The 19,369-nt window shown below is 68.4% G+C and carries 19 protein-coding genes and 1 other RNA gene; 12 read left to right on the top strand and 8 right to left on the bottom strand.

The features are described 5' to 3' along the window. The first annotated feature begins 296 nt into the window (after positions 1 to 296). The gene (locus tag OS124_RS0107095) at positions 297 to 755 is read left to right on the top strand and encodes a cupin domain-containing protein (protein WP_010138756.1); all 459 of its coding nucleotides are present in this window, start codon (positions 297 to 299) and stop codon (positions 753 to 755) included. A 441-nt stretch (positions 756 to 1,196) separates the two neighbouring features. Here OS124_RS0107095 and pgi read toward each other — a convergent pair whose 3' ends face one another. From pgi to OS124_RS0107075, 4 genes are all read right to left on the bottom strand, one after another. Continuing rightward, positions 1,197 to 2,852, bottom strand: a complete 1,656-nt coding sequence (pgi, locus tag OS124_RS0107090) for a glucose-6-phosphate isomerase (RefSeq protein ID WP_272941946.1) — start codon at positions 2,850 to 2,852, stop codon at positions 1,197 to 1,199. 21 nt (positions 2,853 to 2,873) lie between these two features. Continuing rightward, positions 2,874 to 3,545, bottom strand: coding sequence for a 6-phosphogluconolactonase (gene pgl / locus OS124_RS0107085; RefSeq protein ID WP_010138754.1), 672 nt, complete (start codon positions 3,543 to 3,545; stop codon positions 2,874 to 2,876). A gap of 87 nt (positions 3,546 to 3,632) precedes the next feature. After that, the gene (gene zwf / locus OS124_RS0107080; protein WP_010138752.1) at positions 3,633 to 5,084 is read right to left on the bottom strand and encodes a glucose-6-phosphate dehydrogenase; all 1,452 of its coding nucleotides are present in this window, start codon (positions 5,082 to 5,084) and stop codon (positions 3,633 to 3,635) included. A 247-nt stretch (positions 5,085 to 5,331) separates the two neighbouring features. Beyond that, positions 5,332 to 6,462 (bottom strand): anhydro-N-acetylmuramic acid kinase, encoded by a 1,131-nt coding sequence (locus tag OS124_RS0107075; RefSeq protein WP_010138751.1) that lies wholly within the window; start codon positions 6,460 to 6,462, stop codon positions 5,332 to 5,334. 64 nt (positions 6,463 to 6,526) lie between these two features. Between OS124_RS0107075 and tyrS the strand changes: the two genes are divergently transcribed. Then, positions 6,527 to 7,780 (top strand): tyrosine--tRNA ligase, encoded by a 1,254-nt coding sequence (tyrS, locus tag OS124_RS0107070; RefSeq protein ID WP_010138750.1) that lies wholly within the window; start codon positions 6,527 to 6,529, stop codon positions 7,778 to 7,780. A gap of 63 nt (positions 7,781 to 7,843) precedes the next feature. Here tyrS and OS124_RS0107065 read toward each other — a convergent pair whose 3' ends face one another. Further along, complete coding sequence (locus OS124_RS0107065) at positions 7,844 to 8,668, bottom strand: GNAT family N-acetyltransferase (protein ID WP_010138749.1); 825 nt, start codon at positions 8,666 to 8,668, stop codon at positions 7,844 to 7,846. A gap of 96 nt (positions 8,669 to 8,764) precedes the next feature. On the opposite strand from OS124_RS0107065, the gene ssrA reads away from it, so the two are divergent. Together ssrA and OS124_RS0107060 are read left to right on the top strand one after the other, a co-directional pair. After that, positions 8,765 to 9,114, top strand: a transfer-messenger RNA (tmRNA) gene (ssrA, locus tag OS124_RS26470). Between the two features lie 146 nt (positions 9,115 to 9,260). Further along, a complete protein-coding gene (locus OS124_RS0107060; RefSeq protein ID WP_010138748.1) occupies positions 9,261 to 10,376 on the top strand; it encodes a THUMP domain-containing class I SAM-dependent RNA methyltransferase in 1,116 nt (371 codons plus the stop codon). On the opposite strand, the gene OS124_RS0107055 is transcribed toward OS124_RS0107060, so the two are convergent. Further along, positions 10,352 to 11,056, bottom strand: a complete 705-nt coding sequence (locus OS124_RS0107055; protein WP_010138747.1) for an ArsR/SmtB family transcription factor — start codon at positions 11,054 to 11,056, stop codon at positions 10,352 to 10,354. The two genes, OS124_RS0107060 and OS124_RS0107055, sit on opposite strands and share 25 nt — an antisense overlap. Before the next feature lie 117 nt (positions 11,057 to 11,173). On the opposite strand from OS124_RS0107055, the gene OS124_RS0107050 reads away from it, so the two are divergent. The 5 genes from OS124_RS0107050 (at position 11,174) to fumC (ending at position 15,926) form a co-directional block, all read left to right on the top strand. Beyond that, positions 11,174 to 11,494 carry an NIPSNAP family protein gene (locus OS124_RS0107050; protein ID WP_010138746.1) on the top strand — a complete coding sequence of 107 codons (321 nt, stop codon included), beginning with the start codon at positions 11,174 to 11,176 and terminating at the stop codon, positions 11,492 to 11,494. Between the two features lie 141 nt (positions 11,495 to 11,635). Further along, positions 11,636 to 12,913, top strand: a complete 1,278-nt coding sequence (gene chrA, locus OS124_RS0107045) for a chromate efflux transporter (RefSeq protein ID WP_010138745.1) — start codon at positions 11,636 to 11,638, stop codon at positions 12,911 to 12,913. A gap of 144 nt (positions 12,914 to 13,057) precedes the next feature. After that, positions 13,058 to 13,570 (top strand): SspB family protein, encoded by a 513-nt coding sequence (locus OS124_RS0107040; RefSeq protein WP_010138743.1) that lies wholly within the window; start codon positions 13,058 to 13,060, stop codon positions 13,568 to 13,570. A 191-nt stretch (positions 13,571 to 13,761) separates the two neighbouring features. Next, complete coding sequence (locus OS124_RS0107035) at positions 13,762 to 14,319, top strand: class I SAM-dependent methyltransferase (RefSeq protein ID WP_010138742.1); 558 nt, start codon at positions 13,762 to 13,764, stop codon at positions 14,317 to 14,319. Positions 14,320 to 14,531: 212 nt separating this feature from the next. After that, positions 14,532 to 15,926, top strand: coding sequence for a class II fumarate hydratase (gene fumC / locus OS124_RS0107030; protein WP_010138741.1), 1,395 nt, complete (start codon positions 14,532 to 14,534; stop codon positions 15,924 to 15,926). A 91-nt stretch (positions 15,927 to 16,017) separates the two neighbouring features. Here the strand turns inward: fumC and OS124_RS0107025 are convergent, their stop codons facing one another. Beyond that, entirely contained in the window at positions 16,018 to 17,007 is a 990-nt protein-coding gene (locus OS124_RS0107025) for a calcium/sodium antiporter (protein WP_010138740.1), read from the bottom strand. A gap of 109 nt (positions 17,008 to 17,116) precedes the next feature. On the opposite strand from OS124_RS0107025, the gene OS124_RS0107020 reads away from it, so the two are divergent. From OS124_RS0107020 to OS124_RS0107010, 3 genes are read left to right on the top strand one after another with little or no spacing between them, the layout of a single operon-like run. After that, the gene (locus OS124_RS0107020; RefSeq protein WP_010138739.1) at positions 17,117 to 17,320 is read left to right on the top strand and encodes a DUF4169 family protein; all 204 of its coding nucleotides are present in this window, start codon (positions 17,117 to 17,119) and stop codon (positions 17,318 to 17,320) included. Continuing rightward, complete coding sequence (locus tag OS124_RS0107015) at positions 17,317 to 17,562, top strand: ribbon-helix-helix domain-containing protein (protein ID WP_010138738.1); 246 nt, start codon at positions 17,317 to 17,319, stop codon at positions 17,560 to 17,562. The genes OS124_RS0107020 and OS124_RS0107015 overlap by 4 nt, the downstream gene beginning before the upstream one ends. Next, entirely contained in the window at positions 17,559 to 18,164 is a 606-nt protein-coding gene (locus OS124_RS0107010; RefSeq protein WP_010138736.1) for a nucleotidyltransferase family protein, read from the top strand. Before OS124_RS0107015 ends, OS124_RS0107010 begins: the two co-directional genes overlap by 4 nt. On the opposite strand, the gene OS124_RS23945 is transcribed toward OS124_RS0107010, so the two are convergent. Next, positions 18,106 to 19,369 (bottom strand): Hint domain-containing protein (locus OS124_RS23945; protein ID WP_010138734.1); only part of this gene is annotated, 1,264 nt, incomplete at its 5' end. The two genes, OS124_RS0107010 and OS124_RS23945, sit on opposite strands and share 59 nt — an antisense overlap.

The raw sequence follows: 19,369 nt of genomic DNA, 5'->3' as shown, positions 1-19,369 counted from the left end.
ATGGCCTTGGGATTGGGCGCGGCGGGCGGTGGAGTGGAGGTGCTCATTTATGGTCCTCATGGATCGGGGGCGCCATGGAGGAGGATCCAGCGGGCGCCCATTGAAAAGGGGCGCCGGGAATCTGAGACACACTTGCGACAGCCCCCTCGGGGTGCCATCGTGGCCGGGCTAACCAACCGGCCTTGCGTTTTTCGGCCCCTGCGCTCTAGCGCGAAGCGGGGGAGGCGGTCAATGCCCTTCCCCTGCCCGGCGCCCGATGCACCCCCCGCGCAAGGCCCATCCTGCCCGGAGACCGCATGACCGCCGAAGAAATCATCGCCCTGCTCGACCTCGCCCCGCATCCCGAGGGCGGGCACTATCGCCAGACCTGGATTGCCGAGACCACCGGTGACGGGGATGGCACGTCAGGGCCCCCGGCGCGCGCCTCGGGCACCTGCATCTACTTCCTGCTGCGCGCGGGCGAGGCCAGCCACTGGCACCATGTCGATGCCACCGAGATCTGGCACCACTATGCCGGCGCGCCGGTCGAACTGCGGATCGCCGAGACCGAGGCCGGACCGGCAGAACGGCTCATGCTGAGCCCGGATCTTGCCAGCGGACACCGGCCGCAGGGCATCGTGCCTGCCGGTCATTGGCAAGCCGCCCGCGCCGAAGGGGGCTGGGCCCTGGTCGGCTGCACCGTCTCGCCCGGTTTCGACTTCGCCGGTTTCACCCTGGCACCCCCGGGTTTCGACATCCCCGCGCGGGACCGCTGAACGCCGGGTATTCCCCGCGATTTCAGACCTCAGAGATTTTTCGGAAAAAACGCACCACGAGTGAAACTCTTCACGGATGCCCTCCGTAACTCTAAATAAGGCCTTCAGGGGCTGTGGTGAAGTGAACGAGTACAAGGTTTGGAAGTTTAAGAGTTTTCCTGGTTTCGACGGCGAGCGTTCCATGTTGGGCGCTCGCCAAACCAGCTTTGCGGCCGGTTTTCGGATGTGCGTCTGTCCCTGGCGCCGTTTCCCGAGTACCGAAGCCGGTCGCAGAGGGCCTGCAGCTGGGACGTCCCACACCGTCCGGCAGGCCTGGGGAGGCGGGATCCCGCTCCCGTCTCCCACATTTGCCACTGCAGGATGCAGCCATGAAAACGCCGGCTCCGGGTCTCCCCCGGGCCGGCGCTTTCGTTTCCGTTTCCCTGCAGGCCGCGGATCCGCTCAGCCCGGGCGGCCGGCGCGAATGGCCGCCACCAGACCCGCAGTCGAGCCGTCCTTGCCCTCGGTGCTCTCTTGCCCGGACAGGATCGGAGACAGCTTCACCGCCAGCTCCTTGCCCAGCTCGACGCCCCACTGGTCGTAGGAGTTGATGCCCAGGATCACCCCCTCGACAAAGACCCGGTGTTCATAAAGCGCCAGGATCTGGCCCAGCACGAAGGGGGTCAGCTTCGGATAGACCAGCGTGGTCGAGGGCCGGTTGCCGGGGAAGACGCGGTGGCGCGCCTGACGGTCCAGCTCGGCGCCCTCCAGCCCCTTGGCGGCCATGATCGCCGTTGCCTCCTCCAGCGAGCGGCCCCGCAGCAGCGCCTCGGACTGGGCCAGGCAATTGGCGATCAGCAGGTCATGCTGGTGGCTCAGCTCGGGCTCATGACCCTCGATGCCGACCATGAACTCGCAGGGCACGACGCGGGTGCCCTGGTGGATCAGCTGGTAGAAGGCGTGCTGGCCGTTGGTGCCCGGCTCCCCCCAGACCACGGGACCGGAATGCACGGGCAGGTCGCTGCCATCCATGGCGACGCGCTTGCCGTTGCTCTCCATCTCCATCTGCTGAAGGTAGGCCGGAAGGCGCGCCAGGCGCTGTTCGTAGGGCAATACGGCGCGGGTGGCGTGGCCCAGGCCCTGGTTGTGCCAGATCCCGGTGAGCGCCAGCAGCACCGGCAGGTTCTGCCCGGGTGCGGCGGTCTGGAAATGGCGATCCATCGCCTCGCCGCCGCGCAGGAAGTCGCGGAAGGCCTCGGGGCCGATGGCGATCATCACCGCCAGGCCGATCGGGCCCCACATGGAATAGCGCCCGCCGACCCAGTCCTCGAAGCCGAAGACCCGGCTGGTGTCGATACCCCAGTCGGCGGTCTTCTCCTGGTTCGAACTGAGGGCGGCGAACTGCGCGCCCGGTTCGCGGACCTTGCCTGCCATCCAGTCCCAGGCGGTGCGCGCATTGGTCATGGTCTCGATGGTGGTGAAGGTCTTCGAGGCGACGATGACCAGCGTGGTTTCGGGGTCCAGCCCCTTCAGCGCCTCGTGGATATGCGCCCCGTCGACGTTCGAAACGAAGTGGCAGCGTGGCCCGTCGGCGAAGGGCTGCAGGGCGATCTCGGCCATGGCGGGCCCCAGGTCAGAGCCGCCGATGCCGATGTTGATCACATCCGTGATCCGGCCGCCCTGCCCTTCGTAATCCCCCGAGCGCACCGCCTCGGCGAACTGCCCCATGCGGTCGAGCGTCGCCAGCACCCCCGGCATCACGTCCTGTCCGTCCACCGTCACGGGGCCGCCGTCGAGATTGCGCAGCGCGGTGTGCAGCACGGCGCGGCCCTCGGTCTCGTTGATCTTGCTGCCGCCGAACATCGCGGCGCGCTTGCCCGGCAGATCGGCGGCAGTGCAGAGCGCCAGCAGCGCGGCGCGCACTTCGGTGCAGATATTGGTCTTGGAGTAATCGAAGAGCAGCCCGTCGGCACTGGCCGAGAACGCTTCGAACCGTCCCGGATCACGGGCAAAGAGGCCGAGGATGGCGCGGTCGGCATGGGCATCGGCGAGGCGGGAGATGTCTTGCCACATGGGGTGCTCCTTGGTCGGATGTGTCGCAGGCCCGCCACCCCGCAGGAGGCGCCGGGCAAGAAGGGGTCAGGGCGCCCAGTGCACCACGGCGCCGGGCAGGATGGCCGCGATCGGGGCGTCTTCCGGCTTCATGCCCAGGGCCTCTTCAAGCACCCGGCGCTTTTCGTCGCCCATGATCACCACATGGGTGGACATGGCGCCCTTGAGGTAGCGTGCGGTGATGGTGATGCGCGGCTCGCCCGCGCCCTCGGCCCGCATCGGCAGCAGGATCGGCGCATCCGGGGCCAGCGCATCGGCCAGCCGGTCGGCACCGGGGAAGAGGCTGGCGGTATGGGCATCGGTGCCCATGCCCAGCAGAAGCACGTTGATCGGCAGATGCGGCCGGATCGCTTCCGAGAGGGCGTCCATGGCCATGTCAGGCTCGGGCAGGTCGGCATAGAGCGGCAACAGGCCGGCCGCGGCCGCATGGCCCTGAAGCAACCGCTGGCGCAGCAGCGCGGTGTTCGAGCGCGGAGAGCTTTCCGGCACCCAGCGTTCATCGTTCAGCACTACATCGACACGGTCCCAGTCCAACTTGACGGCGGTCAGCGCGTCAAAGACCGGCCCCGGCGTGGTCCCGCCGGGCACGCAGAAGGTGACGCGATCCTCGTGGCGCAGCGCCGCACCCAGCTCGGAGGCGAGGGAATCGGCCAGGCTGAGCGCCAGCAGATCGCGGTCGGGGTATTCCTTGAAGTCCATTGTCCTGTCCCTTCGGGCCATGGTCCGGGGCGCGCCCGCGCGGGCGCTCTCCCCCTCTTGCATGTCGATCTTGTCGCACAGAATGCCCTAGGCGCGGATCTCGCGCCAGCGACGACCCTCGCGATGCATCAGCGCCAGCGCCTCTTCCGGGCCGGTCGACCCGGTGTCATAGGGCACCGGCTTGTCGCCGCGATTTTCCCACGAGGCGATCAGCGGATCGGCCCAGGCCCAGGCGGCCTCGACCTCGTCGCCGCGCATGAACAGCGTCTGGTTGCCCCGGATCACATCCATGATCAGGCGCTCGTAGGCGTCGGGCACCTCTTCGGCCTCAGGGCCGAGGGCCTCTGCAAAGGTCATGTCGAGCGGTACATCGACCAGACGCATGCCGCCCGGGCCCGGTTCCTTGATCGTCACGAAGAGGTCCATGCCCTCGTTCGGCTGCAGCCGGATGGTCAGCACGTTGCGGTGCCGCCCCGCCTCTTCGCCGAAGATCGAATGCGGGGTCTCCTTGAAGACCACGGCAATTTCCGAACTGCGCGCGCGCAGCCGCTTGCCGGTGCGCAGGTAGAAGGGGGTGGCGGCCCACCTCCAGTTCGAGACCTCGACGCGCAGGGCGATGAAGCTTTCGGTCTTGCTGTCGGGATCGCCCGCGTTTTCCAGGTAGCCCGGCTTGTCCCCGTCACCCAGGTACTGGCCGCGCACGACATCCTCCAGCGGCACCGGGTTCAGGGCGCGGATCACCTTCAGCTTCTCGTCGCGCACCGCATCGGGGTCGAACTTGGCGGGCGGCTCCATCGCGGTCAGGCACAGCAGCTGCATCAGGTGGTTCTGCACCATGTCCCGCATGGCGCCGGAGCGGTCATAGTATTCGCCGCGCCCGTCGACGCCCACGGTCTCGGCCACGGTGATCTGGATGTGGTCGATGTACTGCGAATTCCACAGCGGCTCGAAGAGCATGTTGCCGAAGCGGACCGCCATCAGGTTCTGGACCGTCTCCTTGCCCAGATAATGGTCGATCCGGTAGATCTGGCTTTCGTCGAAATGCTCGGCCAGCGAGGCATTCAACGCCTGCGCCGAGGCGAGATCCTTGCCGAAGGGTTTCTCGACCACGATGCGGGTTTCGGAATCCGCGATGCCATAGCTGTGCAGCCGTTCCGCCAGCGCCCCGAACAGGCTGGGGGCAACCGAGAAATAGAAGGCGCGCACCCGCTTTTCGTCCATCAGCGCGGCAAGCTCCTGCCAGCCGTCGGACCCGAGCGCATCGACCTGCACGTATTCCAGCCGCTCGAGGAAGGCCGCGAGCTGGTCCTTGGTGCCGCTCTTGGGGTCGAATTCGGCGATGGCATCGGCCACCATCTGGCGGAACTCGGCGGTCTCATGCTCGGACCGGGCGGCGCCGATGATGCGAGAGTTGTCCTCCATCTGACCGGCGCAGAAGCGACGGAACAGACCCGGCAGGATCTTGCGCCGGGCAAGATCGCCGGTGCCGCCGAAGATGACCAGATCGAAGGGATCGACGGGAATCACGCGCGAGACCATCGGGGCTCCTTTCCCTAGAGCATTGAGACATCCGGGCCGCAGCCCTGCCGCGGCGCGGCACGGGCGCACCATAGCAGAGAACACGGCGCTGCCAATGGGTCGTGTTAGCGATAACTTCACCTGTGGACGCTGGCGGGCGGATCAGGGCCACCCCTTCTGGACGGCTGCGCCCGGGGGATCGGTGCAGGCGCGTCGGGCCGATGGCGGGCAGGCCTCGGGCCGGAGTATTTTCAGCCTGGTGATGCAATCAGGTCAGCGCCCGCAGGGTCGGACGCGAGATCTCGCCGCCACCGACCGCCATGCTGACCCCGGTGGTGCCCGCGCAGGAAGTCGCCAGCCCGTGGAAGACCCGTGCGGCGAGGAAGGCGACGGCCTGGGCATCGAGCCTGTCGCCGTCGAGGCCCACTTCTTCGACCGGCTCCACGGGGCAGTCGAGCGCGACCGATAGCATTTCCATCAGCACCGGGTTCAGGCGACCGCCACCGCTGACCAGCAGGCGGTCGGGGGGCTCGGGCAGGTGCTCCATCCCGCGCATCACGGCGCTGGCGGACATGGCGGTCAGAGTGGCGGCGGCATCGGCATCCGACAGTTCGCCCACGAGGCCGACCATGGTGGCGAAACCGTTGCGGTCCAGCGACTTGGGTGGCAGGCGCGAGAAATAGGGATCATCGAGGAACAGTTCGAGCGCGCCCTCGGCCACCCTGCCCTCGGCGGCCAGCGCGCCGTCCTCGTCACAGCGCAGGCCCCGGCGCACCAGCATCAGGTCGTCGAGCGGCGCCGTGGCCGGGCCGGTGTCGAAGGCCAGCACCGCGCCGGGAGTTTCGGGGGTGGGCCGGGACGGATCGACCCAGCTCAGCGTGCCGAGGCCACCGAGGTTGAGGAAGGCGACGGGGCGCTTCATCCCCAGATGCCGGGCCAGTGCGTGGTGGTAGAAGGGCGTCAGCGGCGCGCCCTCGCCGCCGAGCCGCAGATCGGCCGCGCGGAAGTCCCAGACTACCGGCAGACCCAGAATCCCGGCCAGGTCGGCGCCATTGCCGGCCTGGAAGCTGCCCCGCCCGCGCGGCTCATGGGCCAGGGTCTGACCGTGGAAGCCGACCAGATCGATGCCCTCGAAGCCCGAGAGCAGCTCGGCATGAGCGGTGCGGAGGACCTCTTCGGCGGCAGAGAGGCGCGCCGGGTCGTCGCCGGGCCAGAGCCCGAGGGCGGCGCGCAGGGTCTCGCGCTCTGCCGCCGTGTAGGGGCGACGGGCGGCGGGACCGAAGCCTGCGATACGCGTGCCGTCGGTGCCCAGCACCGCCGCGTCGACACCACCCAGCGAGGTGCCGGACATGGCCCCCAGAACACGCAGCATCCGCGGCTGGCCCCTGCGCTTCGACATGGTCTTTCCCTTCGAGGTCCCGATGACTATAGGTTGCCGCGCAACCCTGATACGGACAAGAGCGATGACCTACACCCCCAGATCCGAATTCCTCAACGTGATGCAGGAACGCGGCTTCGTGGCCGATTGCACGGATTACCAGGGCCTCGACGAGGCGCTGCTGAAGGGGGTCGTGCCCGGATATATCGGTTATGACGCCACGGCGGCCTCGCTGCACGTCGGGCATCTGATGAACATCATGATGCTGCGCTGGTTCCAGAAGCTGGGCGGCAAGCCGATCACCCTGATGGGCGGCGGCACCACCAAGGTGGGCGATCCCTCGTTCCGCAGCGACGAACGCCCCCTGTTGGGGCCGGATCAGATCCAGTCCAACATCGACGGCATGGGCAAGGTCTTCGCGCGTTACCTGTCCTACGACGAGGCGCCCTCGGGGGCCCTGATGCTGAACAATGCCGAATGGCTGGACGGGCTGAACTACCTTGAGTTCCTGCGCGACATCGGGCGGCATTTCAGCGTCAACCGGATGCTGTCGTTTGAATCGGTGAAATCGCGCCTGGACCGCGAGCAGTCGCTGTCCTTCCTCGAATTCAACTACATGATCCTGCAGGCCTATGACTTCCTGGAACTGAACCGGCGCTACGGCTGCCTGGTGCAGATGGGCGGCTCGGACCAGTGGGGCAATATCGTCAACGGCATCGACCTGACCCGCCGGGTGCTGGACCACGAGATCTACGGTCTGACCACGCCGCTGCTGGCCACTTCGGACGGCCGCAAGATGGGCAAGAGCGCCAATGGCGCGATCTGGCTCAATGGCGACATGCTGAGCCCCTACGAGTTCTGGCAGTTCTGGCGCAACACCACCGACGCCGACGTGGGCCGTTTCGCCAAGCTTTATACCGAGCTGCCGGTCGCGGAATGCGACCGCCTCGGCGCGCTCGGCGGGGCCGAGATCAACGAGGCCAAGGTGATCCTCGCCAATGCCGTCACAGCGCTGCTGCACGGCGAAGAGGCGGCGAAGGCGGCCGAGGCCACCGCCCGCGAGGTCTTCGAGAAGGGCGGCGTGGGGGATGACCTGCCGACGCTGGAGCTGACCGCGGCAGAGGTCGGCGACGGGATTTCCGTGGCGCAGCTGATCGTCCGTTCGGGCCTCGCCAAGACCGGCAAGGAGGCCAAGCGGCTGATCACCGACAATGGCGCGCGGCTGAACGATGCACCGCTGACCGATGCCGGGCTGATGCTGGATGCCGCCGCACTTGCCGCCACGGTGAAGCTTTCGGCCGGCAAGAAGCGCCACGCGCTGGTCAAGCTGGCCGATTGAGGTTTCGGCCTGCGGCTTCGGGACAGACCGATGCGAAGGGGCCCTCAGGGGCCCCTTTTGCGTTCAGCCCAACTCCATCGAGGCGATGGCCAGCAGCCGTCCGTCGCCCTGCGGCGCCGCGCCCTTGTACATGCGGGCGGCGGCGAAGGTCTCGGCAAAGCCGAGCACCTCGAGCGGCGCGGCCAGGGGGCTGCCGGGGAAGAGGTCGATGAAGACCTGGTCCGAGGGCAACTCTGCCAGCGCGGCACGGATCAGGCGCAGGGCCATGGCGGCATCCTCGGCGACGACGGGGCCGATCTTCACCCCCTCGCCGCAGCGGCGAATGGTGACAAAGGCGCGCGCCTCGGGGGCGATCAGGCTGCGGCGGGACGCGGTATCGTCCAGCCAGCCGGTCAGGAAGGCCGCGCGATCGTAGCCGCTGGCGGCGCGGTCCCAGTCCAGGATCTGCGGCAGATCGCCGGGGGCGAGCGTACGGATCGCATCATCGCCCTGCCCCTCGAGCTGCCCCGCCATGCGCCGCGTCATGCCCAGCTTGACGAAGCCGGATGTCGCGTAGTTCGCCTCCTGCGCCGCGACCCCGTCCAGCCCCACCGTCCGCGCCCCCGCATGGGCCAGCGCATGGGACCAGAGCGCCATGCCCAGCCCCCGCCCGCGGAACTCAGGCTGGCAGATGTAGAACCCGAGGAAGGCCATCTCCGCCGCGTGGTTCACCACCGAGATGCAGGCGACGGGCGCGCCTGCCACCTCGGCGACGAAGAAACCGTCAGGGTCCGCGCCATGAAAGGGATCGGCATCTTCCAGGCCGGGGTTCCAGCCCTCGGCGGCGGCCCAGCCGGACATGATGTCCAGCTCTTGCCGTGTGGCGGTGCGGTAGATCGGCTGGGTCATCGGGGCTCCTGTCATCAGGGTGCAGGGTTGCCGCGGCCCGGCCCGGGGTCAAGACCCACCTGCCTTGCGGGCGATGCTGAAATTCCGCTGCGATTTCCCCTTCAAATCCCGGCGCAGCCGCCCTATATGAGGGATGTCGCCTCGGCGACTATGGGCATAAACGCGCATGTAATAAGCGGATCGGACCCGGGGGCGGTACCCGGCGGCTCCACCAAACATCCCTTGTTGGGGGATCATGGGGCCGAAATAGGATCGACGAACGTCTAAAGATGTTGCTTTGTCCCGGTGAGTTACCACCGTTATCGGTACACAAAGTACAATTGCCAACAACAATCGTGCTCCGGTTGCCCTGGCTGCGTAAGCAGTCCGGAATACCGAAATCTAAGTCCTTGGGCTTTGCAGCTTAAGGCGGGGTTCGCAGGTACCTGGCAACAGAAACCTGCACTTCTCCCCCCCACCCTTGATGCACAGGACGCAACCGGCCCACGCCCGACGGCTGACGCTTTGGGATCGCGCTGCCCGCGTCGTCCCGGCAGGCTGAAAGCGCGGCCTTGGCTCTCGCCTCTGTCGTCGCTTCGCTGTATCAGGCGACATGAGCGCTGCATTCGAGATATTCCTGCAAGGGGCCCCGGGCCTTGAAGAGATCCTGGCCGAAGAGGCGCGGGAGGCCGGGTTTGCCCATGCCACCCCCGTTCCCGGCGGCGTCACCCTTCAGGGGCAATGGACCACCGTCTGGCGCGCCAACCTGAAGCTGCGCGGGGCCAATGCCGTGCTGGCGCGGATCGGCGGCTTTCCCGCCAGCCATCTGGCGCAGCTCGACAAGCGGGCCCGCAGCTTTGACTGGTCCGAGGTGCTGCGGCCGGATGTTCCGATACGGGTCGAGGTCGTCACCTCGCAGAAGTCGAAGATCTACCACGCCGGTGCCGCACAGGAGCGGATCGAGCGGGCGCTGACCGAAAGTTTCGGCGCGGTGATCGACGCCGGGGCGCCGGTGACGCTGAAGACCCGCATCCAGCGCGACTACGTCCAGTTCAGCGTCGATACCAGCGGCGAGGGGCTGCACAAGCGCGGCCACAAACCCGCCGTCGGCAAGGCGCCGATGCGCGAGACGCTGGCAGCGCTGTTCCTGCGGCAGACCGGCTATCGCGGCAATGAGCCGGTGCTGGATCCGATGTGCGGCTCGGGCACCTTCGTGCTCGAGGCCGCCGAGATCGCCGCCGGGCTCTGGCCCGGACGGGACCGCAGCTTTGCCTTCGAGCATCTTGCCAGTTTCAAGCCCGACCTTTACGCCCGCATCCGCGCCGAGGCGCCGGAACCGCTGACGGACCTGCCGGACTTCTTCGGCTCGGACCGCAACGCCGGGGCCATCGAGATGGCCACGCGCAATGCCGAAGCCGCCGGGCTGTCTGGGGCGATCCGCTTCCGGCACCGCGCCCTGTCGGATCTCGAACGTCCCGCCGGCAAACCGGGGCTGGTGATCGTCAACCCGCCCTACGGGGCGCGGATCGGCGACCGCAGGCAGCTGTTCGCGCTCTATGGCCGGATGGGAGAGGTGCTGCGCGAGCGCTTCCGGGGCTGGCGCGCGGCGATCATCACCTCGGATGGCGGGCTGGCGCGGGCCTCGGGCCTGCCCTTCCTGCCCACCACCCCGCCGGTGGATCACGGCGGTATCCGGGTCACGCTCTACCAAACCGCACCGCTGCCCTGAGGCAGGGGAAAGAGCGCGGCAAAACCCGCCTCTTCGCGCCGCGTCAGCGCGATCTCGCGCCCCTGCCCGCGCCGGGCCCAGCCCTGGTCCAGCAGCGCCAGCAACAGCGCCCGGCCGAGGGGACCGGCGAGGTGCATCCGCCGCTCTGACCAGTCAAGGCACTGTCGCCCCGCCAGCAGCCGCACCCCGGGCAGCAGCGGCGCCAGCGCCGAGGCGCCCGTCTCGCTCAGCACCAGCCCCTCGGGCCCGGGCCGCAACAGGCCCCGGGCGGCAAGGCTGTCATGCATCTGCACCGCCAGCGCCCCCGCCAGATGGTCATAGCAACTGCGCGCATGGCGCAGCGCCGGATCATGCGGACCGGGGCGGCAGCGGCTTGGCCCCTTCGCCTCGACCAGCCCCATGAGCCCCTCCAGCGCCGAGGCGACCTCGGGGCCGGCGATGCGGTAGTAGCGGTGCCGTCCGCGCGGGGTGACCGACAGAAGGCCCTCGTGCAGCAGCTGTGCAAGATGGCCCGAGGCGGTCGAGGCGGCGATGCCGGCCTCCTGCGCCAGTTCGTTGGCGGTCAGCGCCATGCCCGACATCAGCGCCTCGGCCATGGCCGCGCGCGAGGGGTCGCCCAGCAGGGCCGCGACGCGGGTGATGCCGGGGCCCTGGCGGAAATCGGGACGTGCCTCTGTCATTGCGGGCTCCTTTCGCCGCCACCCTGGCACGGCGGCGCGGCGGAATGCTTCGGCCCTCACCGAAGCACCGGTCGCGCCTGCCGTGGCACACCGGGGCCGCACCCGAAGGAGACCCCCATGCTGACCTGCATCATCCAGTACCAGATCGCCCACCACAAGCGCCCGCAGTTCGAGACCTATGCCCGCATGTGGGGCGAGGCGATCCCGCGCAACGGCGCCACCCTGCGCGGCTACTTCGCCCCGCACGAGGGGTCGGCCACCCTGGGCTACGGGATCTACGACATCCCCTCGCTGGCCGAATACGAAGCCTACCGGGCGCGGCTGGCGCGGGATCCGCTGGCTCGCCAGGCTTTCGACCTTGCCCGGGACGAACAGCTTTTGCTGCGCGAAGAGCGGACCTTCCTGCGCCGGGTCGACCGCTGCGCCGAACCGGGATGAGCTGGCCCCTGGACGGGGGGCTGCGCCCCAAGGGCCACGTCTGCCGCAGGGCGAACCCGGCGGGGCACGGAACGGGTTGACCGGCACGGCACGCCCCGCAACTGTCGCCCTGAAACCTGCCCCGCGCAGCAAGGAGCCGCCATGACCCGCCCCCAAGCCCTGCCCGACTGGCGGCAGATGGTGACCGCCTTCGGACGCATCGGACTTGTCAGCTTCGGCGGTCCGGCGGCGCAGATCTCGGTCATGCACCGAGAGCTGGTCGACCGGCGCGGCTGGCTGGGTGAGCAGGCCTTTCTGGGCGCGCTCAGCTTCTGCATGCTGCTGCCCGGCCCCGAGGCGATGCAGCTGGCGACCTATGCGGGCTGGCGGCTGAAGGGCGTGGCCGGGGGCCTGCTGGCCGGGTTGCTCTTCGTCCTGCCCGGAGCGCTGGTGGTTGCGGCCCTGGCGCTGGCCTATGTCGAATGGGGCAGTGTGCCCGAGGTGCAGGCGGCCTTCCTCGGGATCAAGGCGCTGGTCGTGGTGCTGGTGTGCCAGGCGCTGTGGCGGCTGTCGGGCAAGGCGCTGACCGGGCTGGCGCAGCGACTCTGGGCGCTTGGCGCCTTCGTGGCGCTCTTTGCCTTCGGGCTGCCGTTTCCGCTGCTGATCCTCGCCGCCGGGGCCTGGGGCCTCTGGCAGGGCGGCGGCTCCGCCCCGGCGGGCACGGCCCCGCCTGCGCCTTCCTCCCCCGCTCCCGACCTGCGCCGCACGCTGCAGACCGCTCTGCTCTGGGCCTGCGCCTGGCTGGCACCTCTGCTGGCGCTGAAACTGACCGGCCAGGACTTCCTGTTCGACCTCGGCGCCTTCTTCGCCCGCCTCGCGGTGCTCAGCTTCGGCGGCGCCTACGCCCTGCTGGCCTGGATGGCGCAGGTCACCGTCGAGACCCATGGCTGGCTGAGCCCGGGCCAGATGATCGACGCCCTCGGCCTGGCCGAGACCACCCCCGGCCCGCTGATCCTGGTGACCCAGTTCGTCGCCATGGTGGCCGGTGCGATCCGCCAGGGCCCGGGCCTGGGCCTGGCCGCAGGGGCGCTGACGCTCTGGGTGACCTTCCTGCCCTGCTTCCTGTTCATCTTCGTCTGCGCCCCCCATGTCGAGCGCCTGCTGGCCCAGCCCCGCCTGCGCGCCGCGCTGCAGGCGATCACGGCGGCGGTGGTCGGGGTGATCGCTTCGCTGGCCCTGTGGTTCTCACTGCATGTTCTCTTCGAGGTCGTTGACCGGCGCGGCCCCCTGCCCCTGCCCGATCCCGGCAGTTTCCAGCCGCTTCCGGCCGGGCTGATCCTGGTGGCGGCAGCGCTGATGCTGGGTCTGCGCGCGGGTCTGCTGAGCAGCCTTGCCCTGATGGCGCTGGCAGGTCTGGCAACACGGCTGCTGGCGGGCTGAAACGGCAGGGCGCGTGCCCTGGGCGCGGCCCGTGCCCTGCCCTCGGGCCCGGCGCCGCAGCCGCGACCTCGAAATTCTGCCACATCGCCTTCCGTTTTGGATCGAATCCCCTATGCTCGGCGAAAAGTGTCCCGGAAGAACAACATGGCCCGATCCATCGACTACGGAAACCTGATGCACCGCGCGATGCGCAAGCTGATCCACGACGTGCTGTCGGACGTGGCCCGGAACGGCTTGCCGGGGGCTCATCACTTCTTCATCACCTTCGACACCACCCACGACCAGGTCGAGCTGGCCGCCTGGCTGCGCGACCGCTACCCGACCGAGATGACGGTGGTGATGCAGCACTGGTTCGAGGATCTCGACGTCTCGGAGGACGGCTTTGCCGTTACCCTGAACTTCGGCGACAGCCCCGAGCGGATGTACATCCCGCTGGACGCCATCCTGACCTTCGTCGACCCTTCGGTCGAATTCGGTCTGCGGTTCGAGACCCAGGATCAGGACGACGAGGATGAGGACGAGGAAGACGACGACGATCCGACCCCGCCCGACGCACCTCCGCCGCTGCGCGACCGCTCGAAGGGCAGCGACGGCGCCGAAGGCAAGTCCGAGAAGGGCGACGCCGAGGTGGTCCGCCTGGACGCCTTCCGCAAGTAGGCCAACCGCCTTTGCAACGACGCAATCCCCGCGGCCCGGACACCCTCCGGGCCGTTTCGCGTTGCATGACAGCCCTGCGTCGCAGAGCCGATCCTTCGGTGAATTTTTTGTAAACTCAGCGAAGAGCCCTTGTCCGGATCGGGCCGGATGGCCAAGACATAGGGCGTGACCGAACGCAGGGGGACAAGGACTTGGCCAGCGATTTCACGGTGTTTCTCGGACAGATGATGCGCAAGCCGAAGGAGGTCTCGGCCATTGCGCCCTCTTCCGCCGCGGTGGCGCGGATGATGACCGCCGGGGTGGAACAGGTTTCGGGACCGATCCTCGAGATCGGGCCGGGCACCGGCTCTTTCACCCGCGTCCTGCTGGAACGCGGCATCGCCCCCGAGCGGCTGATCCTGATAGAGCTGAACGCCCGCTTCTGCGACGAGCTGCGCCAGAAGTTCCCCGGCGTGAGGGTGCTGAACCAGCCCGCGCAGCAGATCGAGGACATCGGTGTCACCAACCTGGGCTGCGTGATCTCGGGGGTGCCGGTCCTGGCCCGTCCGCAGATCCAGCGCGAGGTGGTGGGCAATGCCTTCAAGGTGATGGCGCCCGACGGGGTCTTCGCGCAGATCACCTACAGCCCGAACGCCCCCATCCCGCCCGAGACCCAGGCCGAGATGGGCATCACCGCCCGCAAGCGCGGCACCGTCTGGGCCAACCTGCCCCCGGCCCGTGTCTTCGAGTTCCGCCGCCGGCAGAACTGACCCGCGACGGCCGGATGGCCCGAGATGATGCACTCGCCCAAGGGCCGATATTCGGGGCTGCCAGCTTGGCGGCCCCTTGCCTTTCTGGCTCCGACTTTGTGATCACAAGCCGCCGGCCACCCCCTGCAAAGGGAAAATGTTAGCGGGAACGGCATTGAAACCGCCCCGTGATCGGGTAAACCACCTGCGACGTACCCTTTCGGAGACCTGACATGTCGCAGACCCGTACCGAAACCGACAGCTTCGGCCCCCTCGAAGTTCCCGCCGACAAGTACTGGGGCGCCCAGACCCAGCGGTCGATCATGAACTTCCCCATTGGCTGGGAAAAGCAGCCGGTTCCGATCATCCGCGCGCTCGGCGTGATCAAGAAGGCCTGTGCCATGGCCAACAAGGAGCTGGGCAACATGGAGGCCGAGATCGCCGATGCGATCATCGCCGCCGCCGGTGAGGTGATCGAGGGCAAGTTCGACGACAACTTCCCGCTGGTGGTCTGGCAGACCGGCTCGGGCACCCAGTCCAACATGAACGCCAACGAGGTGATCTCGAACCGCGCCATCGAGATGCTGGGCGGTGAGCTGGCCTCGAAATCGCCGGTGCACCCGAACGATCACTGCAACATGGGTCAGTCCTCGAACGACACCTTCCCGACCGCGATGCACGTCGGCATCGCCATGGCCGCCCGCGACACGCTGCTGCCTGGGCTGGAAAAGCTGGCTGCCGCGCTGGAAGCCAAGTCGGAAGAGTTCAAGGACATCATCAAGATCGGCCGGACCCACACCCAGGATGCGACCCCGCTGACCCTGGGCCAGGAATTCGGCGGCTACGCGCACCAGGTCCGCAAGGGCATCGAGCGCGTGAAGTCTGCCCTTGGCGACATCTACGAGCTGGCCCAGGGCGGCACCGCCGTCGGCACCGGCCTGAACACCAAGAAGGGCTGGGCCGAGATGGTCGCCGCCAACATGGCCGAGATCACCGGCCTGCCCTTCGTCACCGCCCCGAACAAGTTCGAGGCGCTGGCCGCCCATGACGCCATGGTCATGTTCTCGGGCGCGCTGAAGACCGTCGCCGCCTCGCTGTTCAAGATCGCCAACGACATGCGCCTGCTGGGCTCGGGCCCCCGGTCCGGTCTGGGCGAGCTGATCCTGCCGGAAAACGAGCCGGGCTCGTCCATCATGCCGGGCAAGGTGAACCCGACCCAGGCGGAAGCGCTGACCATGGTCTGCGCCCATGTCATGGGCAACGATGCCGCCATCGGTTTCGCCGGCAGCCAAGGTCACTTCGAGCTGAACGTCTACAACCCGATGATGTCCTACAACGTGCTGCAGTCGATGCAGCTGATTGGCGACTCGGCCTCTGCCTTCACCGACAACATGGTCGTCGGCACCCAGGCCAACCTGCCGCGCATCGACAAGCTGATGAAGGAAAGCTTGATGCTGGTCACCGCGCTGGCCCCCACCATCGGCTACGACAATGCCACCAAGGTCGCCAAGACCGCGCACAAGAACGGCACCACGCTGAAGGAAGAGGCCATCGGCCTGGGCTTCGTCGACGAAGAGACCTTCGACCGGGTCGTGCGTCCCGAGGACATGATCGGTCCAAAGGACTGATCGCCTCAGGGGCCGGATGGCCGCTTGGAGATTGCAGACGGCGCCCCTTGGGGCGCCGTTTCGCGTTTCAGCTCCGTGTTCGGGCCGTGTCTCAGGGCCAGAGCAGCCAGAGATAGCCCAGGTAGCCCGCCAGCAGCACACCGCCTTCGCGGCGGCCGATCCGCAGCCCGGTGGCGGCGAAGACCACCAGCAGCAGAGAGACCCCGACCATGACCGGCGCATCCAGCCGCAGGATCTGCGCGGGCACCTCGGAGGGCGCGATCAGCGCCGTGGCGCCGCCGATGCCGAGCACGTTGTAGATGTTCGAGCCGACGACATTGCCGAAGGCCACGTCGCCCTGCCGCCTGAGCGCCGCGACGACCGAGGTCACAAGCTCGGGCATCGAGGTGCCGACGGCGACGATGGTCAGGCCGATCACCGTCTCGGACAGGCCCAGGTCGCGCGCCAGGTCCACCGCGCCGCTGACCAGCAGGCTGCCGCCCAGCACCACCAGCACCAGTCCGGCCAGGGCGATCCCCAGCGACACCACCAGCCGCCCCGAGGGCTGTGCCGCTGGCGCCCCTGCAGGCACCACCGACGGGTCGAGCCCGGCCAGCGCCGCCGCCTTATCGGCGATGGCGCCCGAGCTGGCACTGTGCCGCTCTTGCCGGATGACCCAGGCGATATAGAGAGCCAGCGCCGCGACCATGCCCAGCCCCACAGGGCGCGTCATCGGCATCAGGCTGGCCAGTCCGGCAAACAGCAGCGCCACGCCCAGCATCACCGCAGCGTCCCGTCGCAGCGCCTGCCGGGTGACGATGATCGGGCAGAGCAGCGCCGACACGCCCGCAATCAGCAGGATGTTGGCGATGTTTGAGCCGACGATATTGCCGTAGGCAATCCCCGGTGCCCCCGACAGGCCCGCCTGCACCGAGGTCACCAGCTCGGGCATCGAGGTCCCGAAGCCGACCAGCGTCAGGCCGATGACCAGCGGCGACATGCCAAGCCGCTCGGCCACCGAGACCGCGCCCCGGACCAACAATTCTCCCCCTGCCACGAGGCAGAGCAGCCCTCCGAGGATCAGGGCCCAGATTTCAATCATTTGCATCTCCTGCGGCGGGCGCCCCGCCCGCTCTGACGCTTATCTGGGGCTTGTCCCGACGCGCTGCAATGGCGCTGACAGCCCCCGTGCCGCATGCTAGGATATCGCCATGACCGGGATCACCAACCTCAACCAGTTCCGCAAGCAGAAGGCCCGCGCCGAGAAGAAGGCGCGCGGCGACGCCAATGCGGCGAAGTTCGGCCGGACACGGGCGGAAAAGATGCGCGACGCCCAGCAGGATCAGGCCGCCCGGCGCCACCTCGACGGCCACAAGCGCGAGAACGCCCCGCCAGAGGGCGACCCCGGGACATGAGCGGCAGACCCGTCAAGCGGTCGCTGACCCTGCAGGGGCACCGTACCTCGGTATCGCTCGAAGACGAGTTCTGGAAAGAGTTCCGCCGCCTCGCCACGCTGGCCGACAAGCCGGTCAACCAGCTGGCCGCCGAGATCGACCAGGGCCGCGGCGTCGACATCGGCCTGGCCTCGGCCATCCGCCTCTACGTGCTGCGCGCGGTGCTGCGCGAAGCGGGCCGCGGCGACGGCCCGGCGCGATGATCGCCACGATCCTGCTGGCCGCCGGAACCTCGAGCCGGATGCGGGGCCGCGACAAGCTGATGGAAGAGATCGACGGCACCCCGCTGCTGCGCCGCATGGCCCAGGTGGTGACTTCGGCCGGGCTGGGCCCGCTCTATGTCGCCCTGCCCGAGCTGCCCCATCCCCGTGCCCGGGCCCGCATCCAGGCCCTGGAGGGTCTGCCGCGGATCGCGGTGCCCGTGCCCGAGGCCTCCGAGGGCATGGGGGCCTCGCTGCGCACCGCCGTCTCTGCCCTGGCCTGGCCGCTGCGCGGGGTGATGGTGCTGCCCGCCGACATGCCCGATATCACCGCTGCCGACCTGCGCCTTGTCGCCTCCGCCTTCCGGGGCGAACCGCTGCCGATCCTGCGCGGCGCCAGCGGCAAGACCCCGGGCCACCCGGTGCTCTTTCCGCCCGACCTCGTGCCGGACCTGCGAGAGCTCAGAGGCGACCGCGGGGCCGCCTCTGTCATTGCCGCCCATGTGGCGCGCCTGCACCTGGTGCCCCTGCCCGGGGCCCATGCGGTCACCGACCTTGATGCACCAGAGGCATGGGATGAATGGAGGCGCTCGCGCCGCCTGTGAACAGCCCGCCGTCAGCGCGCAGCACCTTGGCCTCATGCGCCTTCAGGCTGCGCCGGGCCGCGCCGAAGGCCTCGGGCCGCCGGCCCGTCCCGGCCAGTTCGGGGAAGAGATAGTGGATTTCGGCGCGTTGTGCCCGGTCGAGGGTCTTCATCGCATAATCGCCGGGCTGGAAGCTTTCCGACCAGGCGCCGTTGGCCAGGATGACCTCGTGCTGGTCAAACAGCAGGTGCAGGTAGGTCACCTCGCGGTTGGCCAGCCGTTCGACCCCCGCCATGCCGACAAGATCCTTCGCCGCCACCAGCACCTCGTTCTCTTCATAGAGCAGCGAGGCACGGTCCGAGCGGATCAGCATCCGGTGCTGCGGCGAGACGACGAGGTCGGTATGCGGCAGCCCGTTGCCGAGCGCACCCGCCCGCACGAGCACGGGTTGCAGATGCGGCGCACCCGCCAGCTCGCGCGGTCCGAGGGTGCGCTTGCCGATCCAGCGCAGCTCTTGCATGCCGTTGTCGCGGGTGATCACCCGGTCGCCCGGCTGCAACTGCTGTACCGGCACCTCGCCGCGCATGGTGGCGATCAGCGTGCCGGGCGCGAAGCAGATGGCGCCATCCGGCGGCGTGGTGCGGATCTGCTCGATACCCTCGTAGGTGATCCGGCCCAGCTCCTGGCCGCTGCCGGTCTTCAGCAGGATGCGGCCGTCTTCCTCGCCCGGGGCACCGTCCTCGTAGATGATCTGCAGGTCGGGATACATCGCGTAGTATTCCGACAGGTCGAGCACATCCCAGTCGGTATCGCCGGGATCCTCGCCGCCGTAGACATAGAGGTTGTTGAAGTTGGTTCCGTCGGCCTTCAGGCGCAGCACGTCATCGCCGGACCCGCCGTAGAGCCGGTCCTGGTTGCCGTTGGATTCCAGCGTGTCGTTGCCCTGACCGCCATAGAGCGTGTCGGTCGAACGGTTCCAGCCCTCGTCGCCGGCGTTCAGGAAGTCGTCGCCGGAACCGCCATAGATCGTGTCCTGGCCCTGGCCGCCGTAGATCGTGTCATTGCCCCGGCCGCCATAGATCAGGTCTTCGCCGCCGCCGCCGTCGATCCAGTCGTTGCCCTCGCCGCCGAAGATCGTGTCACGGCTGTTGCCGCCGTCGATGCTGTCATCGCCAGAGCCGCCGGTGATCTTGTCCTCGCCCTCGCCGCCATAGAGCCGTGTCGTT

Source organism: Oceanicola sp. S124 (assembly GCF_000220565.1).
GTDB lineage: Bacteria > Pseudomonadota > Alphaproteobacteria > Rhodobacterales > Rhodobacteraceae > Pseudooceanicola.
The sequence above is the reverse complement of the archived record's forward strand: the minus strand, read 5'-3'. Positions and strand labels throughout refer to the sequence as shown.

Excerpts from the sequence above, each read along its gene's own strand:
- OS124_RS0107095 (WP_010138756.1), top strand. The coding sequence starts at position 297 with ATGACCGCCGAAGAAATCATCGCCCTGCTCGACCTCGCCCCGCATCCC.
- pgl (WP_010138754.1), bottom strand. The coding sequence starts at position 3,545 with ATGGACTTCAAGGAATACCCCGACCGCGATCTGCTGGCGCTCAGCCTG.
- zwf (WP_010138752.1), bottom strand. The coding sequence starts at position 5,084 with ATGGTCTCGCGCGTGATTCCCGTCGATCCCTTCGATCTGGTCATCTTC.
- OS124_RS0107075 (WP_010138751.1), bottom strand. The coding sequence starts at position 6,462 with ATGTCGAAGCGCAGGGGCCAGCCGCGGATGCTGCGTGTTCTGGGGGCC.
- tyrS (WP_010138750.1), top strand. The coding sequence starts at position 6,527 with ATGACCTACACCCCCAGATCCGAATTCCTCAACGTGATGCAGGAACGC.
- OS124_RS0107065 (WP_010138749.1), bottom strand. The coding sequence starts at position 8,668 with ATGACCCAGCCGATCTACCGCACCGCCACACGGCAAGAGCTGGACATC.
- OS124_RS0107060 (WP_010138748.1), top strand. The coding sequence starts at position 9,261 with ATGAGCGCTGCATTCGAGATATTCCTGCAAGGGGCCCCGGGCCTTGAA.
- OS124_RS0107055 (WP_010138747.1), bottom strand. The coding sequence starts at position 11,056 with ATGACAGAGGCACGTCCCGATTTCCGCCAGGGCCCCGGCATCACCCGC.
- OS124_RS0107050 (WP_010138746.1), top strand. The coding sequence starts at position 11,174 with ATGCTGACCTGCATCATCCAGTACCAGATCGCCCACCACAAGCGCCCG.
- chrA (WP_010138745.1), top strand. The coding sequence starts at position 11,636 with ATGACCCGCCCCCAAGCCCTGCCCGACTGGCGGCAGATGGTGACCGCC.
- OS124_RS0107040 (WP_010138743.1), top strand. The coding sequence starts at position 13,058 with ATGGCCCGATCCATCGACTACGGAAACCTGATGCACCGCGCGATGCGC.
- fumC (WP_010138741.1), top strand. The coding sequence starts at position 14,532 with ATGTCGCAGACCCGTACCGAAACCGACAGCTTCGGCCCCCTCGAAGTT.
- OS124_RS0107025 (WP_010138740.1), bottom strand. The coding sequence starts at position 17,007 with ATGATTGAAATCTGGGCCCTGATCCTCGGAGGGCTGCTCTGCCTCGTG.
- OS124_RS0107020 (WP_010138739.1), top strand. The coding sequence starts at position 17,117 with ATGACCGGGATCACCAACCTCAACCAGTTCCGCAAGCAGAAGGCCCGC.
- OS124_RS0107015 (WP_010138738.1), top strand. The coding sequence starts at position 17,317 with ATGAGCGGCAGACCCGTCAAGCGGTCGCTGACCCTGCAGGGGCACCGT.
- OS124_RS0107010 (WP_010138736.1), top strand. The coding sequence starts at position 17,559 with ATGATCGCCACGATCCTGCTGGCCGCCGGAACCTCGAGCCGGATGCGG.